Raw genomic sequence first — 16410 nt, 5'->3', positions numbered from 1 at the left:
AACCGGAGACGGCTGGAGCCCTCAAGCCACTTGGCCGAATGGTCCGATACCGTACGAAGAACGTACAATGAGTCTTGGCGACGGCACCATCACGAGAATTCACGGGTGATATCGGACATGACGTAACGTCATGTCCGCGCTTGATGTTAAGGGAATGAGATGGGGTGTAAGACCGCTCAGTGGCGGTTCTGGCCCTGCTCGAGCCGGTTCTTCAAAAGCCGTGTCATGCGGGCATCGAAATTTTTCGATTCCACGACGTCGAAGCGCATCTGGTCCTTGTCATGCTCGTCCATCACCGTCTGGGTGATCTTGCCGACCATTTCCTGCAGCGTCTCGCAGCTTTTCTGCGGGCGAAGCGACGTCAGCTGTCTTTCGAGCGAGCGGGCGTGGGTGCGGGCGATTTCCGCGTGGCGCTCCTCGTGGCGCTTGATATCGGCAAGCAGCGTATCCCAGATGAAGGCCAGTTCCGCCGTGGTGCGGCGGCGGTTTTTCCATTGCGGCAGGAGAATGCGGGTATTCAGCACCACTTTGGCCGTACCGACGCTGCAAAGGCCGTTTTTCTCGACATAGGTGAGCTCGCCGCCGAATTTAATTTCGGTGGCGCCTGGATGGCGCGCGCCGGTATTGCGCGTCAGCGGGCCGTGCCTGGAAAGCTGCTGGTCAAGGTCAGCGGCGGTTTTGCCGCTGATCGAAAAATAGGAATAGGTCTTGCGGACGATGGTTTCGGAAAAAGCCGATCCGGGTAGGGAAAGTGCCACCGCGGCCGCTAAAGCGGCGCAAAGAGCACGTGATGATTTGGTCATGACCCGGCCTTCCGGTTGAACTTGAAAAAGGTTTGCTGCATAGGCGGAGCGGAACTTATAAGAATTGGCATAACACTCCGTTATTCCCGAAAGGCGCGTGTTACGTGATAACAGCCGGCAGCAACGCGTGGCAAGCGGCCCATGGCCGCTCCCTGAAACTTGATGGGCGTGGCCGTATTATGGCCATCGTCAATGCAACGCCCGATTCCTTTTCCGATGGCGGCCGTTATCTCGCCGTCGATGCGGCTTTTTCCCATGCGCTGACCTGCGTGGAAGAGGGCGCTGACATCATCGATATCGGCGGCGAATCCACCCGGCCGGGTGCGGCCGCGGTGACGGAAGCCGAAGAACAGGACCGGGTGCTGCCCGTCATCGAAAAATTGCGCCGCGAGACGGATGTGCTGATTTCCGTCGATACCTATCGCGCCTCGACAGCGCGACTGGCGGTCGGGGCAGGCGCACATATCGTCAATGATGTCTTCGGCCTGCAGAAGGACGCGGAAATGGCCGGTGTGGTCGCCGCCACCCGCGCCGGCGTATGCATCATGCATACCGGCCGCGACCGGCAGAAGCTTGCCGATATCATCGCCGACCAGTTCGAATTCCTCAATCGCTCGCTTGAGATCGCCGAGGATGCGGGTATTGGCCGCGACGCCATCGTGCTCGATCCCGGTTTCGGTTTCGCCAAGGACGAGGGCGAAAATGTCGCGCTCATGGCGCGTTTCGGCGAACTTGCCGCTTTCGGCCTGCCGGTTCTGGCCGGTACGTCGCGCAAGCGTTTCATCGGGTCGCTGACGGGCCGGGATGCGGCCCATGAACGCGATATCGGAACGGCTGCGACCACCGCGATCCTGAGGCTTGCCGGCGCTTCGATTTTTCGCGTGCACAATGTCGCCGCAACCCGCGATGCGCTGGCAATCGCCGATGCGGTTCTTGCCAAAACGTCGGCAAAGGCCGATGCGTAGATCAACGAGTGCCGGAATGCCGTGTCCCGAAGGTGGCGCGGCTTTTTGGCGAAACAGTCCTGCCATGGAGGCGATGCGATGAGCCGCTATACCATCATCCTGAAAAACTGTTCTTTTTTCGCCCGTCATGGCCTTCTCGAGCAGGAGGAGGTGCTGGGCCAGCGCTTTTTCGTCGATGCCGAGATGGAAGTCGAGGCGGGTGATGCGCTGGAAACCGACGATATCGAAAATACCGTCGATTATGGCGTGGCTTTCGCCGTCATCGAAAAAATCGTCGTCGGGCAGCGCCGTTATCTCATCGAGGCGCTGGCGAACGACATCGCCAAGGCGCTTCGCGCCCGTTATCCGCAGATCGTCTGGCTCAGGATCACGGTACGCAAACCCTCGGCACCGGTTCCGGGCATTCTCGATTATGCGCAGGTGAGCGTTGAACACCGTGCCTGAAAAGATGACCGTCGCCACCTTGGGGCTCGGCGGCAATATCGGCGATCCCGCAGCCGCCATGGCGAGGGCTCTGCGCGAGCTCGATGCGCATGGTGACTGCCGCCTGCTGGCCGTGTCCGGCCTTTACCGCACGCCGCCCTGGGGCAAGACGGATCAGGCGGATTTTTTCAATTGCTGCGCTTTGGTCGAAACCTCGCTTTCAGCGCCTGCGCTGCTGCAATTATGCCTCGACATCGAAAAGGGTATGAAGCGGGTGCGCACGGAGCGCTGGGGTCCGCGCACCATCGATATCGATGTGCTGACCTATGGGAATGAATCTCTCGTAACGGAAAGCATCGAAGTGCCGCATCCGCGCATGACGGAGCGCGCTTTCGTACTGATGCCGCTTGCCGATATCGCGCCCGACCTTGAGGTAAAAGGCAAGCCCGTGCGGGAATGGCTTCAGCAGGCAGACAAGACGGGCATTATCAGCGCAAACGAAAAACGGGAGTGGTGGACACTCCCGCTAGGCGATGGCTGAGAAGAGTATGGCTTTTACGGCTTGATCGAACCAACGGCGAGCTGGTCGATATCGCGCGCCAGCGTCACGCCGATGACTGGGATCATCTGGTCGGCGACCTTGACCGAAATGGTAATGTTCATCGAATTGTCGTTCGAGACGCGGGCGACCATTGCACCGTTGAGCTTGGCGCGGTTGATGCCGACGACGACCTTGTCGCCGCTGACCTGTCCGGAGGTGATGTCCAGTCCCTTGCCTTCGGCGCCGTCGAGGAATTTGCCCTCGTAAGAGTTGCCCTTCTGGCTGATGACAGCGGACATGGGCTGGCTGAAGACGCCGACGCGGCAGGTGCCGCCGAGCTTGATGCCGGTCTGCTTGTCGTCGAGCGGCTCGCCCGTCAGATCGCAGGTGAACTTCGTGCCCTTGTATTTGCCGGCGACGATTTCGCCCGGGCCTTTCCACACACCGGCCACGGAGCGGAAGAACACGTCGTCGCGATCGCGCGATGCGGCATGGACGTCAGACATGCCGAAACCGCCGCTGACGGACAATATGGCGGCGAGCCCGCCCACAAGCGAAAAGAAGCGCGAATACATGATACTTTCCCCGGCGAAGATGCCTGTTCGATAGGCTGCAATCTACCGGCGGAATGGTTAATGCTTGGTTTATTTCGCTCTCATTTGCGGCTTCGTTCGTAACCTTTTGAACCGCCCAGGCCCGGGTAATCAGGCTTTTTCACCGGTTTTTCCACCGCTTAAATCGGGTGTGAGGTCGGACATGAAATCGCCGATCCCCGGCCGCTTCACCGCCCTGAACGGCAGCGGGCGGCACAGATCCATCGCGGCAATGCCGATTCGCGCCGTCATCAGGCCGTTGATGACGCCTTCGCCGAGTCGCGCCGAGAGTTTCGAGGCAAGACCGTGGCCGAGAACCTGCTGGGCGAGCCCGTCGCCAACGGCGATCGAGCCCGTGACGGCAAGATGGGCGACGACATCGCGCAGGAGCTTCAGCATGCCGAGTGTGCCGGGACGGCCGCCATAAAGCTCCGCCATGGCGCGCACCAGCCGCGTCACTTCAAACAGCACATAAGCGAGATCGACCACCGCGCGCGGGCTGACGGCGGTGACGACGGAGACGCGCTTGGACGAATTGAGAATGAGGGCGCGGGCCTGCCGGTCGAGCGGAACGAGCAACTCGCGTTCGGCAAGCTCGATCAGATGCGGGCCGTCGATCACATCGTTTTCCGTTTCCTTCAGCGCCGCACGCCCCTTGGCCGTTTCGGCCCGGTGGGAGAGAACGGCATTCAGGCGGGTGACGATGGTGCGTGCGGGTTTCGGGCTCTTGTCGAGGCTCGCCGTCTCGGCATCGGCCTTCAAGGATTGCACGGCGTTAAGCCGCATGATGCCGAAGACTTCCCGGCCGACAAGAACGAGAACGGCGAAAAGCGCCACAATAAGAGCGATAGTGGCCGTGTAACCCAGCCAGTCGGAACGGGAGAACAGGTTGCGGATGAGCTGATCCGCCCAGAGCCCGAAGGCAAGCGAGAACAAGACGCCAAGCGCGCCGAGCGCAAGCTTGCCGAAGGAGAAGCGGCTTTTCTTCGGAGACGCCACCGGCAGCGCGGCGGCATCGATTTCCTCAGGCGCCAGAAACGGATCGTCCTCGTCGGGCGTCAGCGAAATCTCGGCGTCGAAGCTGCGCGGCGCGCGTTTCTGTGCGGCGGACGGTCGTGCCGTCTCTTCGGTTTCAAGCGTGAAAGCGGCCGGACGGCGCGCCTGCGGATCGTTTTGTGTGGGAAGCTTCATGCGAGCTTGTCTCCGAACAGGAACTGCATGGCGCGGTCGAGCCTGATATGGGGAACGGAAAGGCGGATGCCGCCGCTGCCCGGCTCATCTATGTTCGGCGGGCGGAAGCGCACGACATTGACGTCCGGCAGCGACGCCTTGTCGCCATCCCTGTCGATGCTGCGGAAAAGCGGTTCCGGATCCTCGGGCAGATCGCCGGGAAAGATCGCGGTCTTGCGATTGCCGTCGAAGGTCTCGCCATTGATGGTTTCACCGGCCATGGGCGTGCCGACGATAACGGGCAGCTCGTGGCCATCCTGTCGCACGCTCGCCTCTCTTGTGGCGCGCACGGAAGCGAGCGCCATGACCTCAATGCCGGCGCCATTCATGCCGATGGTGGTGATGGCGCGGTCCACCAGACGGCGGGTCAGGCGCTCCAGTCGGTCGTGGCTTTCGTGATGCAGGTGATCGGCCTTGGTGGCGGCGATCAGCACCTTGTCGATACGCCGGCCGATCAGCGACGACAGCAGGCTGTTGGTGCCGGGGCGAAAACAGGCAAGCACATCGCCTAGCGCCCGCTCCAGATCCTGCACGGCTTCAGGGCCGCGATTGACCGCCTGCAGCGTGTCGATCAGAACGATCTGCCGGTCGAGGCGGGCGAAATGCTCGCGGAAGAAGGGTTTGACCACAATCGACTTATAGGCGTCATAGCGCCGTTCCATCATGGCGCGCAGGGAGCCCTTGGGCGCTTTCTCGTCCGTCAGGCCGGGAAGCGGTGCGAACGTCAGCGCGGGCGATCCTTCCAGATCGCCGGGCATCAGAAAGCGGCCGGGCGGCAGTGTGGAAAGCGATCTTTCATCGGATTTGCAGGCCTTCAGATAGGCTGCGAAACTTTCGGCCAGACGTCGGGCCGTCATCTCCTCGGCCGGTGCATTGATGTCGAGCGAAGAGGCGATAGCCAGCCATTCCTGCGCCAGTTCGGCACGGATGCCGCTTTGGGCCAGGGCGACGGTCGCATCGCTGAACTGTTTATAGTCCTGCGACAGAAGCGGCAGGTCGAGGAGCCATTCGCCGGGATAATCGACAATATCGATGGAGAGCTTGCCGGCCGAAAACCATCGGCCCCAGCCGCTGGCGCTCTGATAATCCAGCGTTATCCTGAGTTCCGAGATTGCCCGTGTCGAATCCGGCCACAGCCGGTCGCGCACCAGCGCCTGAATATGATCCTCATATTGAAAACGGGGAATGGCGTCATCCGGCTGCGGCTCCAGCCGCACATTCGAGACGCGCCCTGAGCGCATGGCCTCGAACAACGGCAGCCGGCCGCCATTCAGGAGATTGTGGACGAGGGAAGAGATGAAAACCGTCTTGCCCGCCCGCGAAAGGCCGGTGACGCCAAGCCGCAATGTCGGGTGGGTGAGGTTGCTCGCACGGTCGGCCAGATTATCGAATGCGATAAGCGCGCTGTCTGTCAGGGACGTAAGAGAAGGCGGCAATGGCAGTTTCCTGGCTGTGTTTAACGGTCACGGCTGCAATATAGGAAGGTATGGCTGCCCAAAAAAGAAGCGCTCCAGCGGATTTTCAGCAGGGCGGCTTTGCAAAATTCGTAGGAAGGGCCGCAGCGATTATTTGCCCGGCGCGAGAAAATCGACCAGCCGCCAGCTGTTTTTACCGTTCGCGGCGCTGTCATCATGGTCGAGAACCGCAAGGCCCGATGTCGGAAAGCCCGAGGGCAGGGCGGCATGCAGCAAATCTTCGCCGATCATCGCTTCCAGCGTCGCCTCCATGGTGGGGTTGTGGCCCACCAGCATCACCGATTGCGCCTGCGCCTGCGCGGCGATGAGGGAGAGATAGGTTTCGCTGCGCGCATTATACATTTCATCGACGTAGAAGATGTCTATGCCTTCGTTGAAGGCACGCTGCCAGGCCTGCGTGGTCTGCCGGCAACGCGCAGCCGTGGATGACAGAAGCAGATCGGGGCGGTAGTGCCGGTCGGCGGCAAGGTCGGCGATGACCTCCGCCTCGGCAAAGCCGGCTTCGTTCAATCCCCGGTCGAAATCCCGTTCTCCCGGCGCCGCCCAGGCGGCCTTGGCGTGGCGCAGAAGATAAACTCGGCTCGGGGAAGATGCTGTCAAGGGCGGGGACCGGCGTTCGAATGTCAGGGCACGGGTTGAATGCTACAGGATAGGGTTGCAGGACTGCAAGTCCTCTTTCCTGTTGGTAAGTCGCGTTGAAGTGATTGAAGAAGAGTTCGCTTCAATACGAATAAAGGATAAAAATTAGTCATTTAGATGATTTTTGTGTCAGTTTTAAAAATGCCTGAAAACTGATCTGCAGACTTGAATCGGCCACTATCATTGGAGTATACACCGCCGCATTGAGATGTTCTTCGAGGAGAATCGCGTTGAGTGAGAAGATCGATCTTAGCAAATATGTGCTCTCGGAAGACGATGAGTTCATGAATGCCAGCCAGCGGGCTTACTTCCGCGCGAAGCTGGTCGCCTGGAAAAATGACATCCTGAGAGAAGCGCGCGAGACCCTCGGACATCTCGCCGAAGAAAGCGCCAACCACCCCGATCTCGCCGATCGGGCTTCTTCCGAAACGGACCGGGCGATCGAACTTCGCGCCCGCGACCGTCAGCGCAAGCTGATTTCCAAGATCGATGCGGCTCTTCAGCGGATCGAAGACGGTACTTACGGTTACTGCGAGGAAACGGGTGAGCCTATCGGCCTCAAGCGTCTGGACGCCCGCCCGATTGCAACGCTTTCCATCGAGGCGCAAGAGCGTCACGAGCGTCGCGAAAAAGTCTATCGCGACGAATAAGGCGCTGCGGCCGAGAGGTCGGCAAATCGCATGACAAATAATAAGGGCACGGAAATCGCTTCCGTGCCCTTTTTCTATTTCGAATTTCTGGTCGGAAGACCCGCGCGCGTCAGCGGTCGCGGGTCACGGAAAGCTCTCCGAAGATACGCGCCATTTCCTTCTGCATGTCTCCATCCGGTGAAGCGCCGGTGACAGGCGGGGAAGCTGGCTGCGGCTTGATCTGCTTTTCCGCGATAGGGGAGATGGACGGTTCGTTATCCGCCTCCTTGCTTTTGGCGATCTCCGCCTCAAGGAAGCTTTCGAAATCGCTGGCGAGCGCATCGGAAAATTTTGGCTCGGCGTCATTCGAAGCCACAGCCGGATTTTCAGGCTTGGGCGGGAAAGGTGCGGGCGGCGTTGTCTGTCCGGGCTTCAGGTCGGGAAGGACGCGCTCCCGTGCAGCATCGAGAAAATCGGCGGCGATGGATTGATCGATCACCGGTTCGCGCGCGGCAAAGACCGGCGGGGCGAATTCCGAAGTCCGTTCTTCCGCCTTTGCCTCGACGGGCGTCTGTACAGGGATCGGCGGTGCGACTGGTGCCGGAGCTGGCACGACGGGCTCGGCACGCCTGGGTTCCGTTCGCGCCGCCGCCATGTCGAGCGATGCCGCCGCCATGGGCAAGACGGCAGCGACCGGAGCCGCTGCAACCGGTATTGGCGGCGGCGTGGGGCGCGCTGTCTCCCGCTCGGGTGCCGCCTGTCTTGCCGGCGGCGCGGTTTCGCGCGCCGTTGAAGGCGTGGGTGCGGGTTGCGGCGGGGTCGATGGGCGTGGCGGAACCTGAGCGGCGGCTGGCGCAACGGGTGCCGGCCGCGGGGACGGCACAGGTGCCGGCGGCTCCGGCCGCTGTGTTTGCTTCACGGGTTCTTCAGGCGCGGAAAGGGGAGCCGCAGCCGTAACGGGCTGCTGTTGCGGCAGGGCGGGGCGACGTTCCTGGTGGATCGCCGGCTCGGCTCTCTTCTGCTCGCTTTCCTGGCGCGGCAGCGCCTTCAATTCCGGCTCCTGCACGTCCCTGACAATGGGGATCGCGCCTATACCGCTTTCGATGACGATATCCGTTGGGCCGCCGATCATGACGAGATGCTCGACATTGTCACGGCGTACCAGCACCAGACGGCGGCGTGCGTCCACGGCCGTCGCGTCGAGAACCTGGAGTCGCGGCTGCCGGTTGCGCCCGCCGCGGATGAAAGGGGCAGAGCCGCTGCGCCTGCGCAGAAGCCACAGCGCAATCGCCAGAACAAGCAGGGCCACACCCACACCGACGACGGCGACGATGAGACGGTTTCCATAAGCGCCGATAAAATCTTCCATCATGGAGATCATCCCTTCAGATTTTTTGGCTTTTTCGTTTCTTGGGCAATTAATATTGCCGTGGTTCTTATAAAGTGAACGTCAAGCAGGAAAAGACGATTTTTTTGGGCGCGATACAAGGTTTATTCATTTCGCCCCACAGGATTGCCGCCTCAACCGTAACGACGCCACCAAAGCGCCATATCTCGTCCTTCAATGCTGAAAGACAGTGAAAGTTGCAATTCTTTTGCCGAAGGAGCGTTCCGGAATGTTCCAGTCATTGCGCATTAACGGCTCCCCCGCACGGCATTTGATGCGTGTTGTTTTGCTGTTGCCACCGTTTTTCGCGTTTCCGCATTCAATCGCCTGGGCCGAAGACAAGGTGCCGGACAACGCCGCGACCATGGCGGAGTTCGTGCGTGAAAATCCTTCCTGCGTCGACTTCACGGACGGATGCTCGGTTTGCACTGTCGCTGACGGCAAGATCGTCTGTTCCGCGCCGCGCATTCAATGTCAGGTGAAGGAGCTGACCTGTACAAGGCCGTAGTCTTTTAAGGCTTTTATACACCTTTCAGGCCGTTTTCGCTGTGCGTTTTTAAGCCTTTGTGTCTGGCGGAGCTTTTTGCCGGTCAAGCGAGTTGCTACAAGAAATTTTACTGCCCGATTCCGTCAGGGAAATAGGGCTGACCGAATGACGACCTGCACGACTGCGAGGCCAAGATGACACGGGTGCGCGAGACAAGCGACAACGACCTTCCGCTGGTGGACAGGCGCGCCCGTTCCGGCACGGTCCTGCGCATTCTGCTTCTGGCGCTGGTGCTGATCGCCGCCGCTGCCGCCTTCGTCTATTTCAAGGATTCGCTCGAAAACGAAATCGTGCTCGGCATTCTCGGCGTGCTGGCCATGATGGGCATCTTCTTTCTGGTCTCGTCGATCATCGGTTTCATCGAGGTCATGCCTCAGTCGCAATCCGACGGGCTTGCCCGCCGCTTTCTCTCGGCTCACCCCGAAGGCACGCTGATCACCGACGCCAAGGGGCATATGGTCTATGCCAACGCCACCTATTGCCGGATGAGCGGCACCACCAAGGCGAGCGATATCCAGAGTCTCGAAACGCTCCTGTCGCGCAGCCGGGAATCGACCGAAGCGCTTTACCGGCTCATCAACGTGCTGCGCGAAGGCCGCGACGGTTACGAAGAGTTCCGGCTGCTGAAGCCGCTGGGTGAGGATTCCAACGCGGGCCCGCACTGGTACAGGCTGAAGGGCCGGGTGCTGAAGGATGCGGGCGGCGAGGGGCTGCACGTCTTCCAGATCGCCGATATCACGCCCGAGCGAGAGGATCAGGAGCGCTTCTTCCGCGAATTGCAGAATGCCATCGATTACCTCGATCACGCCCCGGCCGGTTTCTTTTCCGCCGGGCGCAAGGGCGAGATCGTTTATCTGAACGCCACCCTGTCGGAATGGCTCGGCATCGATCTGGCGCAGTTCTCACCCGGCTCGATGACCGTTTCCGATATCGTCGCCGGCGAGGGCATGGCGCTGATCGAATCGGTGCATCCGCAGGGCACGGCGAAGCGCACTGAAATCCTCGATCTCGACATGCGCCGGGTGAACGGCCAGAGCATGCCGGCCCGCCTCGTGCATCAGGTCACCTCGAAAGATGGCGCGCCCGGCGAGAGCCGCACCATCGTCCTGATGCGCCCAAAGGGGCAGGAGGATACGGAATCCTCCTCCGCCATGCGGTTCACCCGCTTTTTCAACAACACGCCGATGGCGATTGCCTCGCTCGATGGCGAAGGCCGCATCCTGCGGATCAACGCGCCCTTCCTGAAATTGTTCTCCGGCGTTGTCGGACGCGACGATATCGATCGTGGCGTGGCGCTTGAGACAGTCATCCATGACAATGAAAAACCGCGGCTCGAGCAGGCGCTGGCTGAAGCCAAGGACCGTCAGGGCGATATCGCGCCTTTCGATTCCCGCCACCCGAGCGACGAGGGCCGGCATTTCCGCTTCTACGTCAACGCTGTCATCGATCAGGATGATGAAGCCCCGGAAGAAGTGGCTATCGTCTACGCCATAGAGGTGACCGAGCAGAAGGCGCTCGAGACCCAGATGGCGCAGACGCAGAAGATGAATGCGGTTGGCACCCTCGCCGGCGGCATCGCCCACGATTTCAACAACGTGTTGACCGCCATCCTGCTGTCGTCGGACCATCTTCTGCTACAGGCGCGGCCTGCCGATCCGAGCTTCGCCGATCTCATGGAGATCAAGCGCAACGCCAACCGCGCGGCCGTGCTGGTGCGCCAGCTTCTGGCGTTCTCGCGCAAGCAGACCATGCGTCCTGCCATCCTCAACCTTACGGATGTGATCGGCGATCTGCGCATGCTGGTGGACAGGCTTATTTCCGGCACCAATGTCAAGCTGGAGGTCGATTACGGCCGCGATCTGTGGCCGGTAAAGACGGATCTGTCGCAATTCGAGCAGGTGCTCATCAATCTCTGCGTCAATGCACGCGACGCCATGCCCGACGGCGGCAAGATCACCATCAGGACGCGCAACGTCGACGCGAAGGAAATCGCAGCGCTTGGCCGTCCGGAATTCCCGGCCGAGGACATGGTGATGGTGGAAGTTGCCGATAACGGCACGGGTATTCCGCCCGAGATCATGGACAAGATTTTCGAACCCTTCTTCACCACCAAGGAAGTCGGCAAGGGCACCGGCCTTGGCCTGTCGATGGTCTATGGCATCGTCAAGCAGTCGGGCGGTTATATCTATCCCGAATCGGAAGTGGGCAAGGGAACCGCCTTCCGCATCTACCTGCCGCGCCATGTGGTGGAGGCCGTTCAGGGCAACGGGCAGCCCGGCGAGGCGGCGCTTGCTCCGGTCATCGCAGCCGAGCCGGTGAAGGAAGAGCCGCTGGACCTGACCGGCAAATCCGCCGTCGTGCTTCTGGTGGAGGACGAGGAGGCGGTGCGGCGCGGCGGCAAGCGCATGCTGGAAACCCGCGGCTACACCGTGCATGAGGCCGGCTCCGGCACCGAAGCCCTGGAGGTGATGGAGGAACTGGAAGGCAAGGTCGACATCGTCGTTTCCGACGTCGTGATGCCGGAAATGGACGGTCCGTCGCTGCTGAGGGAACTGCGAAAGTCCTATCCGGACCTGAAATTCATCTTCGTTTCGGGTTATGCCGAGGATGCTTTCGCAAAGAACCTGCCCGCGGACGCCAAGTTCGGTTTCCTGCCCAAACCCTTCTCGCTCAAGCAGCTCGCCATCGCCGTTCGCGAAATGCTCGACGACAAGGAATAAGGCGGGCGGCGGCGAACCGGATTCGGCTGCGCCGCGACCTGTCGCATCTATTTCATCCGGCCTGAACAATGCGCCGCTACTGCGGGTCCGTGTCTTCCTGCGCCCTGGCTGCCTCCATATCCGCACTTTTCCCGAGGTTTGCCTCTTCGCAAACGCAATAGTGATTGCACCGTTTCGCAAGGGGCTTAAAATCGCGTCTTAACGACCTAGATATGAAGAGGCGAAGTTCTCCCTCCTGGCAAAGAACTGTCGGTTTGAGAACGGTTTGGAGAATGATGAAAGATGATCGCTAGGCCGATCTACATGCAGGGCGAGGGCGAAGGGGAAGACGGCGGCGGCACCAACCGCGGAACGTCTGTTATCACCCGCGTCAAGCCAAAAACAAAAAGACCGAATTTGTACCGTGTTCTTTTACTGAATGACGACTACACTCCCATGGAATTCGTCATCCACATTCTGGAGCGTTTCTTCCAGAAGGATCGCGAAGCGGCAACCCGCATCATGCTGCACGTGCACCAGCACGGCGTGGGCGAATGCGGGGTGTTTACATATGAGGTCGCAGAGACGAAAGTAAGCCAGGTCATGGATTTCGCCCGACAGCACCAGCATCCGCTGCAATGCGTCATGGAAAAGAAATGAGGATCGCAACGTGCCAACTTTTTCCCCAAGTCTCGAGAAGGCGCTGCACCAGGCACTGACCTTTGCAAATGAGCGTCACCACGAATATGCGACGCTGGAACATCTCCTTCTGGCGCTGATCGACGACGCGGATGCCGCAGCCGTCATGGGCGCCTGCAATGTCGATCTCGATGCGCTTCGCAAGACTGTCAGCGATTACGTCGACAATGAACTGACGAACCTCGTCACGGGTTACGACGAGGATTCCAAACCCACATCCGGCTTCCAGCGCGTCATCCAGCGGGCCGTCATCCATGTTCAATCGTCCGGCCGCGAGGAAGTGACCGGCGCGAACGTGCTTGTGGCCATTTTCGCCGAGCGCGAAAGCCATGCTGCCTATTTCCTGCAGGAGCAGGAGATGACCCGTTACGACGCGGTCAACTACATCTCCCACGGCATCGGTAAGCGCCCCGGCACGTCGCAGACGCGCACGCCGCGCGGTGCCGATGAACCGGAAAGCGAAAACAAGGCGAGCCGCAGTAATCCCGAGGAAGACGGATCCTCCGCCAAGAAGCAGCAGGATGCGCTGAAGGCCTATTGCATCAACCTCAATGAAAAGGCGAAGAACGGCAAGATCGACCCGCTGATCGGCCGTCACGACGAAGTCAACCGCACGATCCAGATTCTCTGCCGCCGCTCCAAGAACAACCCGCTTTACGTGGGTGATCCGGGCGTCGGCAAGACGGCGATTGCCGAGGGTCTCGCCAAGCGCATCGTCGAAGGCAAGGTGCCGGAAGCGCTCGCCAATGACACCATCTTCTCGCTCGACATGGGCACGCTGCTGGCCGGCACCCGCTATCGCGGCGATTTCGAAGAGCGGCTGAAGCAGGTCGTCAAGGAGCTTGAGGAATATCCGGGCGCGGTTCTGTTCATCGATGAAATCCACACCGTCATCGGTGCGGGCGCGACCTCGGGTGGCGCGATGGATGCATCGAACCTCTTGAAGCCTGCTTTGTCTTCGGGTGCGATCCGCTGCATCGGCTCGACCACCTATAAGGAATATCGCCAGTTCTTCGAAAAGGACCGTGCGCTCGTTCGTCGTTTTCAGAAAATCGACGTCAACGAGCCGTCGATCGATGACGCAATCGCCATCATGAAGGGCCTGAAACCCTATTTCGAGGACTACCACCACCTCAGATATTCCAATGAGGCGATCAAGGCTGCCGTGGAACTGTCGGCCCGCTACATTTCCGACCGCAAGCTGCCGGACAAAGCGATCGACGTGATCGACGAGACCGGTGCGGCGCAGATGCTGCTGCCGGCCTCCAAGCGCCGCAAGCTGATCACCGAGCGGGAAATCGAGGCCACCATCGCGACCATGGCCCGCATTCCCCCCAAGACGGTCTCCAAGGATGACGAGATGGTTCTCGCCAACCTTGAAAAGGAGCTGCGTTCCGTCGTTTACGGTCAGGATATCGCCATCGAGGCGCTTGCCACGGCCATCAAGCTGGCGCGTGCGGGCCTGCGCGAACCGAATAAGCCGATCGGCTCCTATGTCTTCTCCGGCCCGACGGGTGTGGGCAAGACGGAAGTGGCCAAGCAGCTTGCCGCCTCGCTCGGCGTCGAGATGCTGCGCTTCGACATGTCGGAGTACATGGAGCGCCATACCGTGTCGCGCCTGCTTGGTGCACCTCCCGGTTATGTCGGCTTCGATCAGGGCGGTCTCCTGACCGATGGCGTCGATCAGCATCCGCATTCCGTGGTGCTGCTGGACGAAATCGAAAAGGCGCATCCTGACATCTACAACATCCTGTTGCAGGTGATGGACCACGGCTCGCTCACCGACCATAACGGCAAGAAGATCGACTTCCGCAACGTCATCCTGATCATGACGACCAATGCGGGCGCATCCGAAATGGCGAAATCCGCCATCGGTTTTGGCTCTTCGCGCCGTACGGGTGAAGATGAAGAGGCAATCAACCGTCTGTTCACGCCGGAGTTCCGCAACCGTCTGGACGCGATCATTCCGTTCTCGCCGCTGCCGACCGCTGTCATCCACAAGGTCGTGCAGAAGTTCGTCATGCAGCTGGAAACCCAGCTCTCCGAACGCAACGTCACCTTCGATCTGCATGAAGATGCGATCTCCTGGCTGGCGGAGAAGGGTTACGACGAGAAGATGGGCGCCCGCCCGCTGTCGCGCGTGATCCAGGAAAACATCAAGAAGCCGCTCGCCAACGAAATCCTCTTTGGCAAGCTCAAGAAGGGCGGCGTCGTCAGCGTCACCGTCGGCAAGAAGGATGACGGCTCCGATGGTCTCATACTCGAGGTCCTGCCGGAGACGGCACCCGTGAAGCCGCAGCCGGAGGCCGAACTGAAGGCGGCCAAATCGCCGGGCAAGGCGAAGGCCAAGACGAAACCCGCTTCCAAGGCGGCGAAGGCCAATGAAGAGGCGGATGTCCTTGTTGCCGAGGCCGACAAGTCGGACGAGGACAGCAAGCCACGGCGCAAGACCAATGCGGTGCCGAAAGTGCCGAAGAAGAAATGACCAAGGTCTTCGACCGATAAACCGATGCCGGGCGAAAGCCCGGCATTTTCATGTATGAAGCGCGTCGCGTTTTCCCTGATACCTCCGGCGCGTTTCATTTTTTGTTCTATGCATGACGTTACCCCAAAGCTGCGGCACAGTCTCGGGTGACATGCACAAGTGGGTCAGCAATGCAGACTGCCGACAGCGATACCATCCCCCTGAGCGGCTGGTTTTTCCGGGGAATGCGGGGCATATTTTCGCTGCCCTCGCTCATTCTGATGACATCTTTCGTCGGTTTTAGCGCCTTCGCGCTGGAATCCGGTGTCGCGCGCGGCGAAGCGGTGTTCATGACGCTGGTCATCTGGGCCTTGCCGGCGAAGATGATCCTGATCGGCTCCATGGTCGGCGGTGCCAATCTTGCCGCCTGTTTTCTGGCGGTCACGCTGTCTTCGGTGCGGATGATGCCGATGGTCGCCTCCATCGTTCCGGAAATGCGCGGCGCAAAGACCCCGACATGGATTTTGCTGTTTCTCTCCCACTTCGTCGCAATCACGGCCTGGGTTTTTGCCACGCAAAATCTTTCCAAGGTGCCGCGCGAAGCACGCGCCGCCTGGTTCGCCGGTTTCGGCATGACGCTCACTGTGGTCAACGCCATCATCGTCGGCCTGTGTTATGGCGTTGTCGCCGCCTTTCCGCCGCTTGTCGCCGGCGTGCTGTTTTTTCTCACGCCGGTCTATTTCGTGGCATCGATCTGGGCTTCGGCCCGTCATTCCGTCGTCAAGGTCGCCTTCGTCATCGGCGTTATCGCCGGGCCTGCCTTTGCGGTCATCGCACCGGAATTCGATATTCTCTATGCCGGGATCGGCGGGGGCACGGCGGCCTATCTGATCGACCGCCTCGTGTTCCGCCGTCGGATAAAACCCGTCTCACCGGAGAGCGAACCATGATGACCGAACATTGGTGGGCGCCTTATCTCTTCATCGCGATTGCCGGCTGGCTGGCGACCGATCTCTGGCGCTGGCTCGGCGTTCTCGCCGGCAACCGCCTGAAGGAGGATTCCGAAGCGCTGCACTGGGTAAGGGCAGTCGCCACCGCGCTCGTCATGGCCGTCACCGCCAAGCTGATCGTGTTTCCAACCGGAACGCTGGAAGCATCGCCCCTGTGGCTGCGCATCGGCGCCGCCGCACTCGGTTTCATCGCTTTTCTGATGGCGGGTCAGCGGGTCATCGTCGGTGTGGCTGTGCCGATCCTGCTTCTGGCGGGTGGGTTGTTCGCGCTCGGTTTCTAGTACTCACTTTATCCGAATATTAAGG

16 protein-coding genes are annotated in these 16410 nt (G+C 60.4%); 9 read left to right on the top strand and 7 right to left on the bottom strand.

Annotated features, from left to right (window positions below; genetic code table 11):
* Nucleotides 1-176: 176 nt before the first annotated feature.
* A complete protein-coding gene (locus F3H58_RS04935) occupies nucleotides 177-803 on the bottom strand; it encodes a DUF922 domain-containing Zn-dependent protease (protein WP_149741433.1) in 627 nt (208 codons plus the stop codon).
* Nucleotides 804-982: 179 nt separating this feature from the next.
* Here F3H58_RS04935 and folP point away from each other — a divergent pair, with 179 nt between their 5' ends.
* The 3 genes from folP (at nucleotide 983) to folK (ending at nucleotide 2732) form a co-directional block, all read left to right on the top strand.
* Entirely contained in the window at nucleotides 983-1768 is a 786-nt protein-coding gene (gene folP / locus F3H58_RS04930; RefSeq protein WP_149741432.1) for a dihydropteroate synthase, read from the top strand.
* A gap of 78 nt (nucleotides 1769-1846) precedes the next feature.
* Nucleotides 1847-2212, top strand: a complete 366-nt coding sequence (folB, locus tag F3H58_RS04925) for a dihydroneopterin aldolase (protein WP_003502532.1) — start codon at nucleotides 1847-1849, stop codon at nucleotides 2210-2212.
* Between the two features lie 4 nt (nucleotides 2213-2216).
* Nucleotides 2217-2732 carry a 2-amino-4-hydroxy-6-hydroxymethyldihydropteridine diphosphokinase gene (gene folK / locus F3H58_RS04920; RefSeq protein WP_188128808.1) on the top strand — a complete coding sequence of 172 codons (516 nt, stop codon included), beginning with the start codon at nucleotides 2217-2219 and terminating at the stop codon, nucleotides 2730-2732.
* Between the two features lie 14 nt (nucleotides 2733-2746).
* Here folK and F3H58_RS04915 read toward each other — a convergent pair whose 3' ends face one another.
* The 4 genes from F3H58_RS04915 to F3H58_RS04900 form a co-directional block, all read right to left on the bottom strand.
* Nucleotides 2747-3307, bottom strand: a complete 561-nt coding sequence (locus F3H58_RS04915; RefSeq protein WP_003521427.1) for a hypothetical protein — start codon at nucleotides 3305-3307, stop codon at nucleotides 2747-2749.
* 129 nt (nucleotides 3308-3436) lie between these two features.
* Nucleotides 3437-4516 carry a YcjF family protein gene (locus tag F3H58_RS04910; protein WP_149741431.1) on the bottom strand — a complete coding sequence of 360 codons (1080 nt, stop codon included), beginning with the start codon at nucleotides 4514-4516 and terminating at the stop codon, nucleotides 3437-3439.
* Nucleotides 4513-5991 carry a YcjX family GTP-binding protein gene (locus F3H58_RS04905; RefSeq protein WP_149741430.1) on the bottom strand — a complete coding sequence of 493 codons (1479 nt, stop codon included), beginning with the start codon at nucleotides 5989-5991 and terminating at the stop codon, nucleotides 4513-4515. Before F3H58_RS04905 ends, F3H58_RS04910 begins: the two co-directional genes overlap by 4 nt.
* Nucleotides 5992-6120: 129 nt before the next feature.
* Entirely contained in the window at nucleotides 6121-6597 is a 477-nt protein-coding gene (locus F3H58_RS04900) for a SixA phosphatase family protein (RefSeq protein WP_059753198.1), read from the bottom strand.
* A gap of 302 nt (nucleotides 6598-6899) precedes the next feature.
* Between F3H58_RS04900 and dksA the strand changes: the two genes are divergently transcribed.
* Nucleotides 6900-7319: an RNA polymerase-binding protein DksA gene (gene dksA / locus F3H58_RS04895; RefSeq protein ID WP_003496274.1), complete on the top strand. Its 420-nt coding sequence runs from the start codon at nucleotides 6900-6902 to the stop codon at nucleotides 7317-7319.
* Nucleotides 7320-7428: 109 nt separating this feature from the next.
* On the opposite strand, the gene F3H58_RS04890 is transcribed toward dksA, so the two are convergent.
* Together F3H58_RS04890 and F3H58_RS27105 are read right to left on the bottom strand one after the other, a co-directional pair.
* The gene (locus tag F3H58_RS04890) at nucleotides 7429-8679 is read right to left on the bottom strand and encodes a flagellar biosynthetic protein FliO (RefSeq protein ID WP_188128780.1); all 1251 of its coding nucleotides are present in this window, start codon (nucleotides 8677-8679) and stop codon (nucleotides 7429-7431) included.
* 180 nt (nucleotides 8680-8859) lie between these two features.
* Entirely contained in the window at nucleotides 8860-9153 is a 294-nt protein-coding gene (locus tag F3H58_RS27105; protein WP_188128779.1) for a hypothetical protein, read from the bottom strand.
* 213 nt (nucleotides 9154-9366) lie between these two features.
* Between F3H58_RS27105 and cckA the strand changes: the two genes are divergently transcribed.
* From cckA to F3H58_RS04860, 5 genes are all read left to right on the top strand, one after another.
* Nucleotides 9367-11952, top strand: coding sequence for a cell cycle histidine kinase CckA (cckA, locus tag F3H58_RS04880; protein ID WP_003521421.1), 2586 nt, complete (start codon nucleotides 9367-9369; stop codon nucleotides 11950-11952).
* Nucleotides 11953-12234: 282 nt separating this feature from the next.
* Nucleotides 12235-12591 carry an ATP-dependent Clp protease adapter ClpS gene (gene clpS / locus F3H58_RS04875; protein ID WP_003521420.1) on the top strand — a complete coding sequence of 119 codons (357 nt, stop codon included), beginning with the start codon at nucleotides 12235-12237 and terminating at the stop codon, nucleotides 12589-12591.
* Nucleotides 12592-12601: 10 nt separating this feature from the next.
* Entirely contained in the window at nucleotides 12602-15115 is a 2514-nt protein-coding gene (clpA, locus tag F3H58_RS04870) for an ATP-dependent Clp protease ATP-binding subunit ClpA (RefSeq protein WP_065653936.1), read from the top strand.
* A gap of 170 nt (nucleotides 15116-15285) precedes the next feature.
* Nucleotides 15286-16044, top strand: a complete 759-nt coding sequence (locus tag F3H58_RS04865; protein WP_149741427.1) for an AzlC family ABC transporter permease — start codon at nucleotides 15286-15288, stop codon at nucleotides 16042-16044.
* Entirely contained in the window at nucleotides 16041-16385 is a 345-nt protein-coding gene (locus F3H58_RS04860) for an AzlD domain-containing protein (protein WP_020810566.1), read from the top strand. The genes F3H58_RS04865 and F3H58_RS04860 overlap by 4 nt, the downstream gene beginning before the upstream one ends.
* Nucleotides 16386-16410 lie beyond the last annotated feature (25 nt).

Origin of the sequence: Rhizobium sp. NFACC06-2 (assembly GCF_900101425.1) — a bacterium.
GTDB lineage: Bacteria > Pseudomonadota > Alphaproteobacteria > Rhizobiales > Rhizobiaceae > Agrobacterium > Agrobacterium leguminum.
Note: the sequence above shows the minus strand (reverse complement) of the source record. Positions and strands in the feature narration are given on the sequence as shown.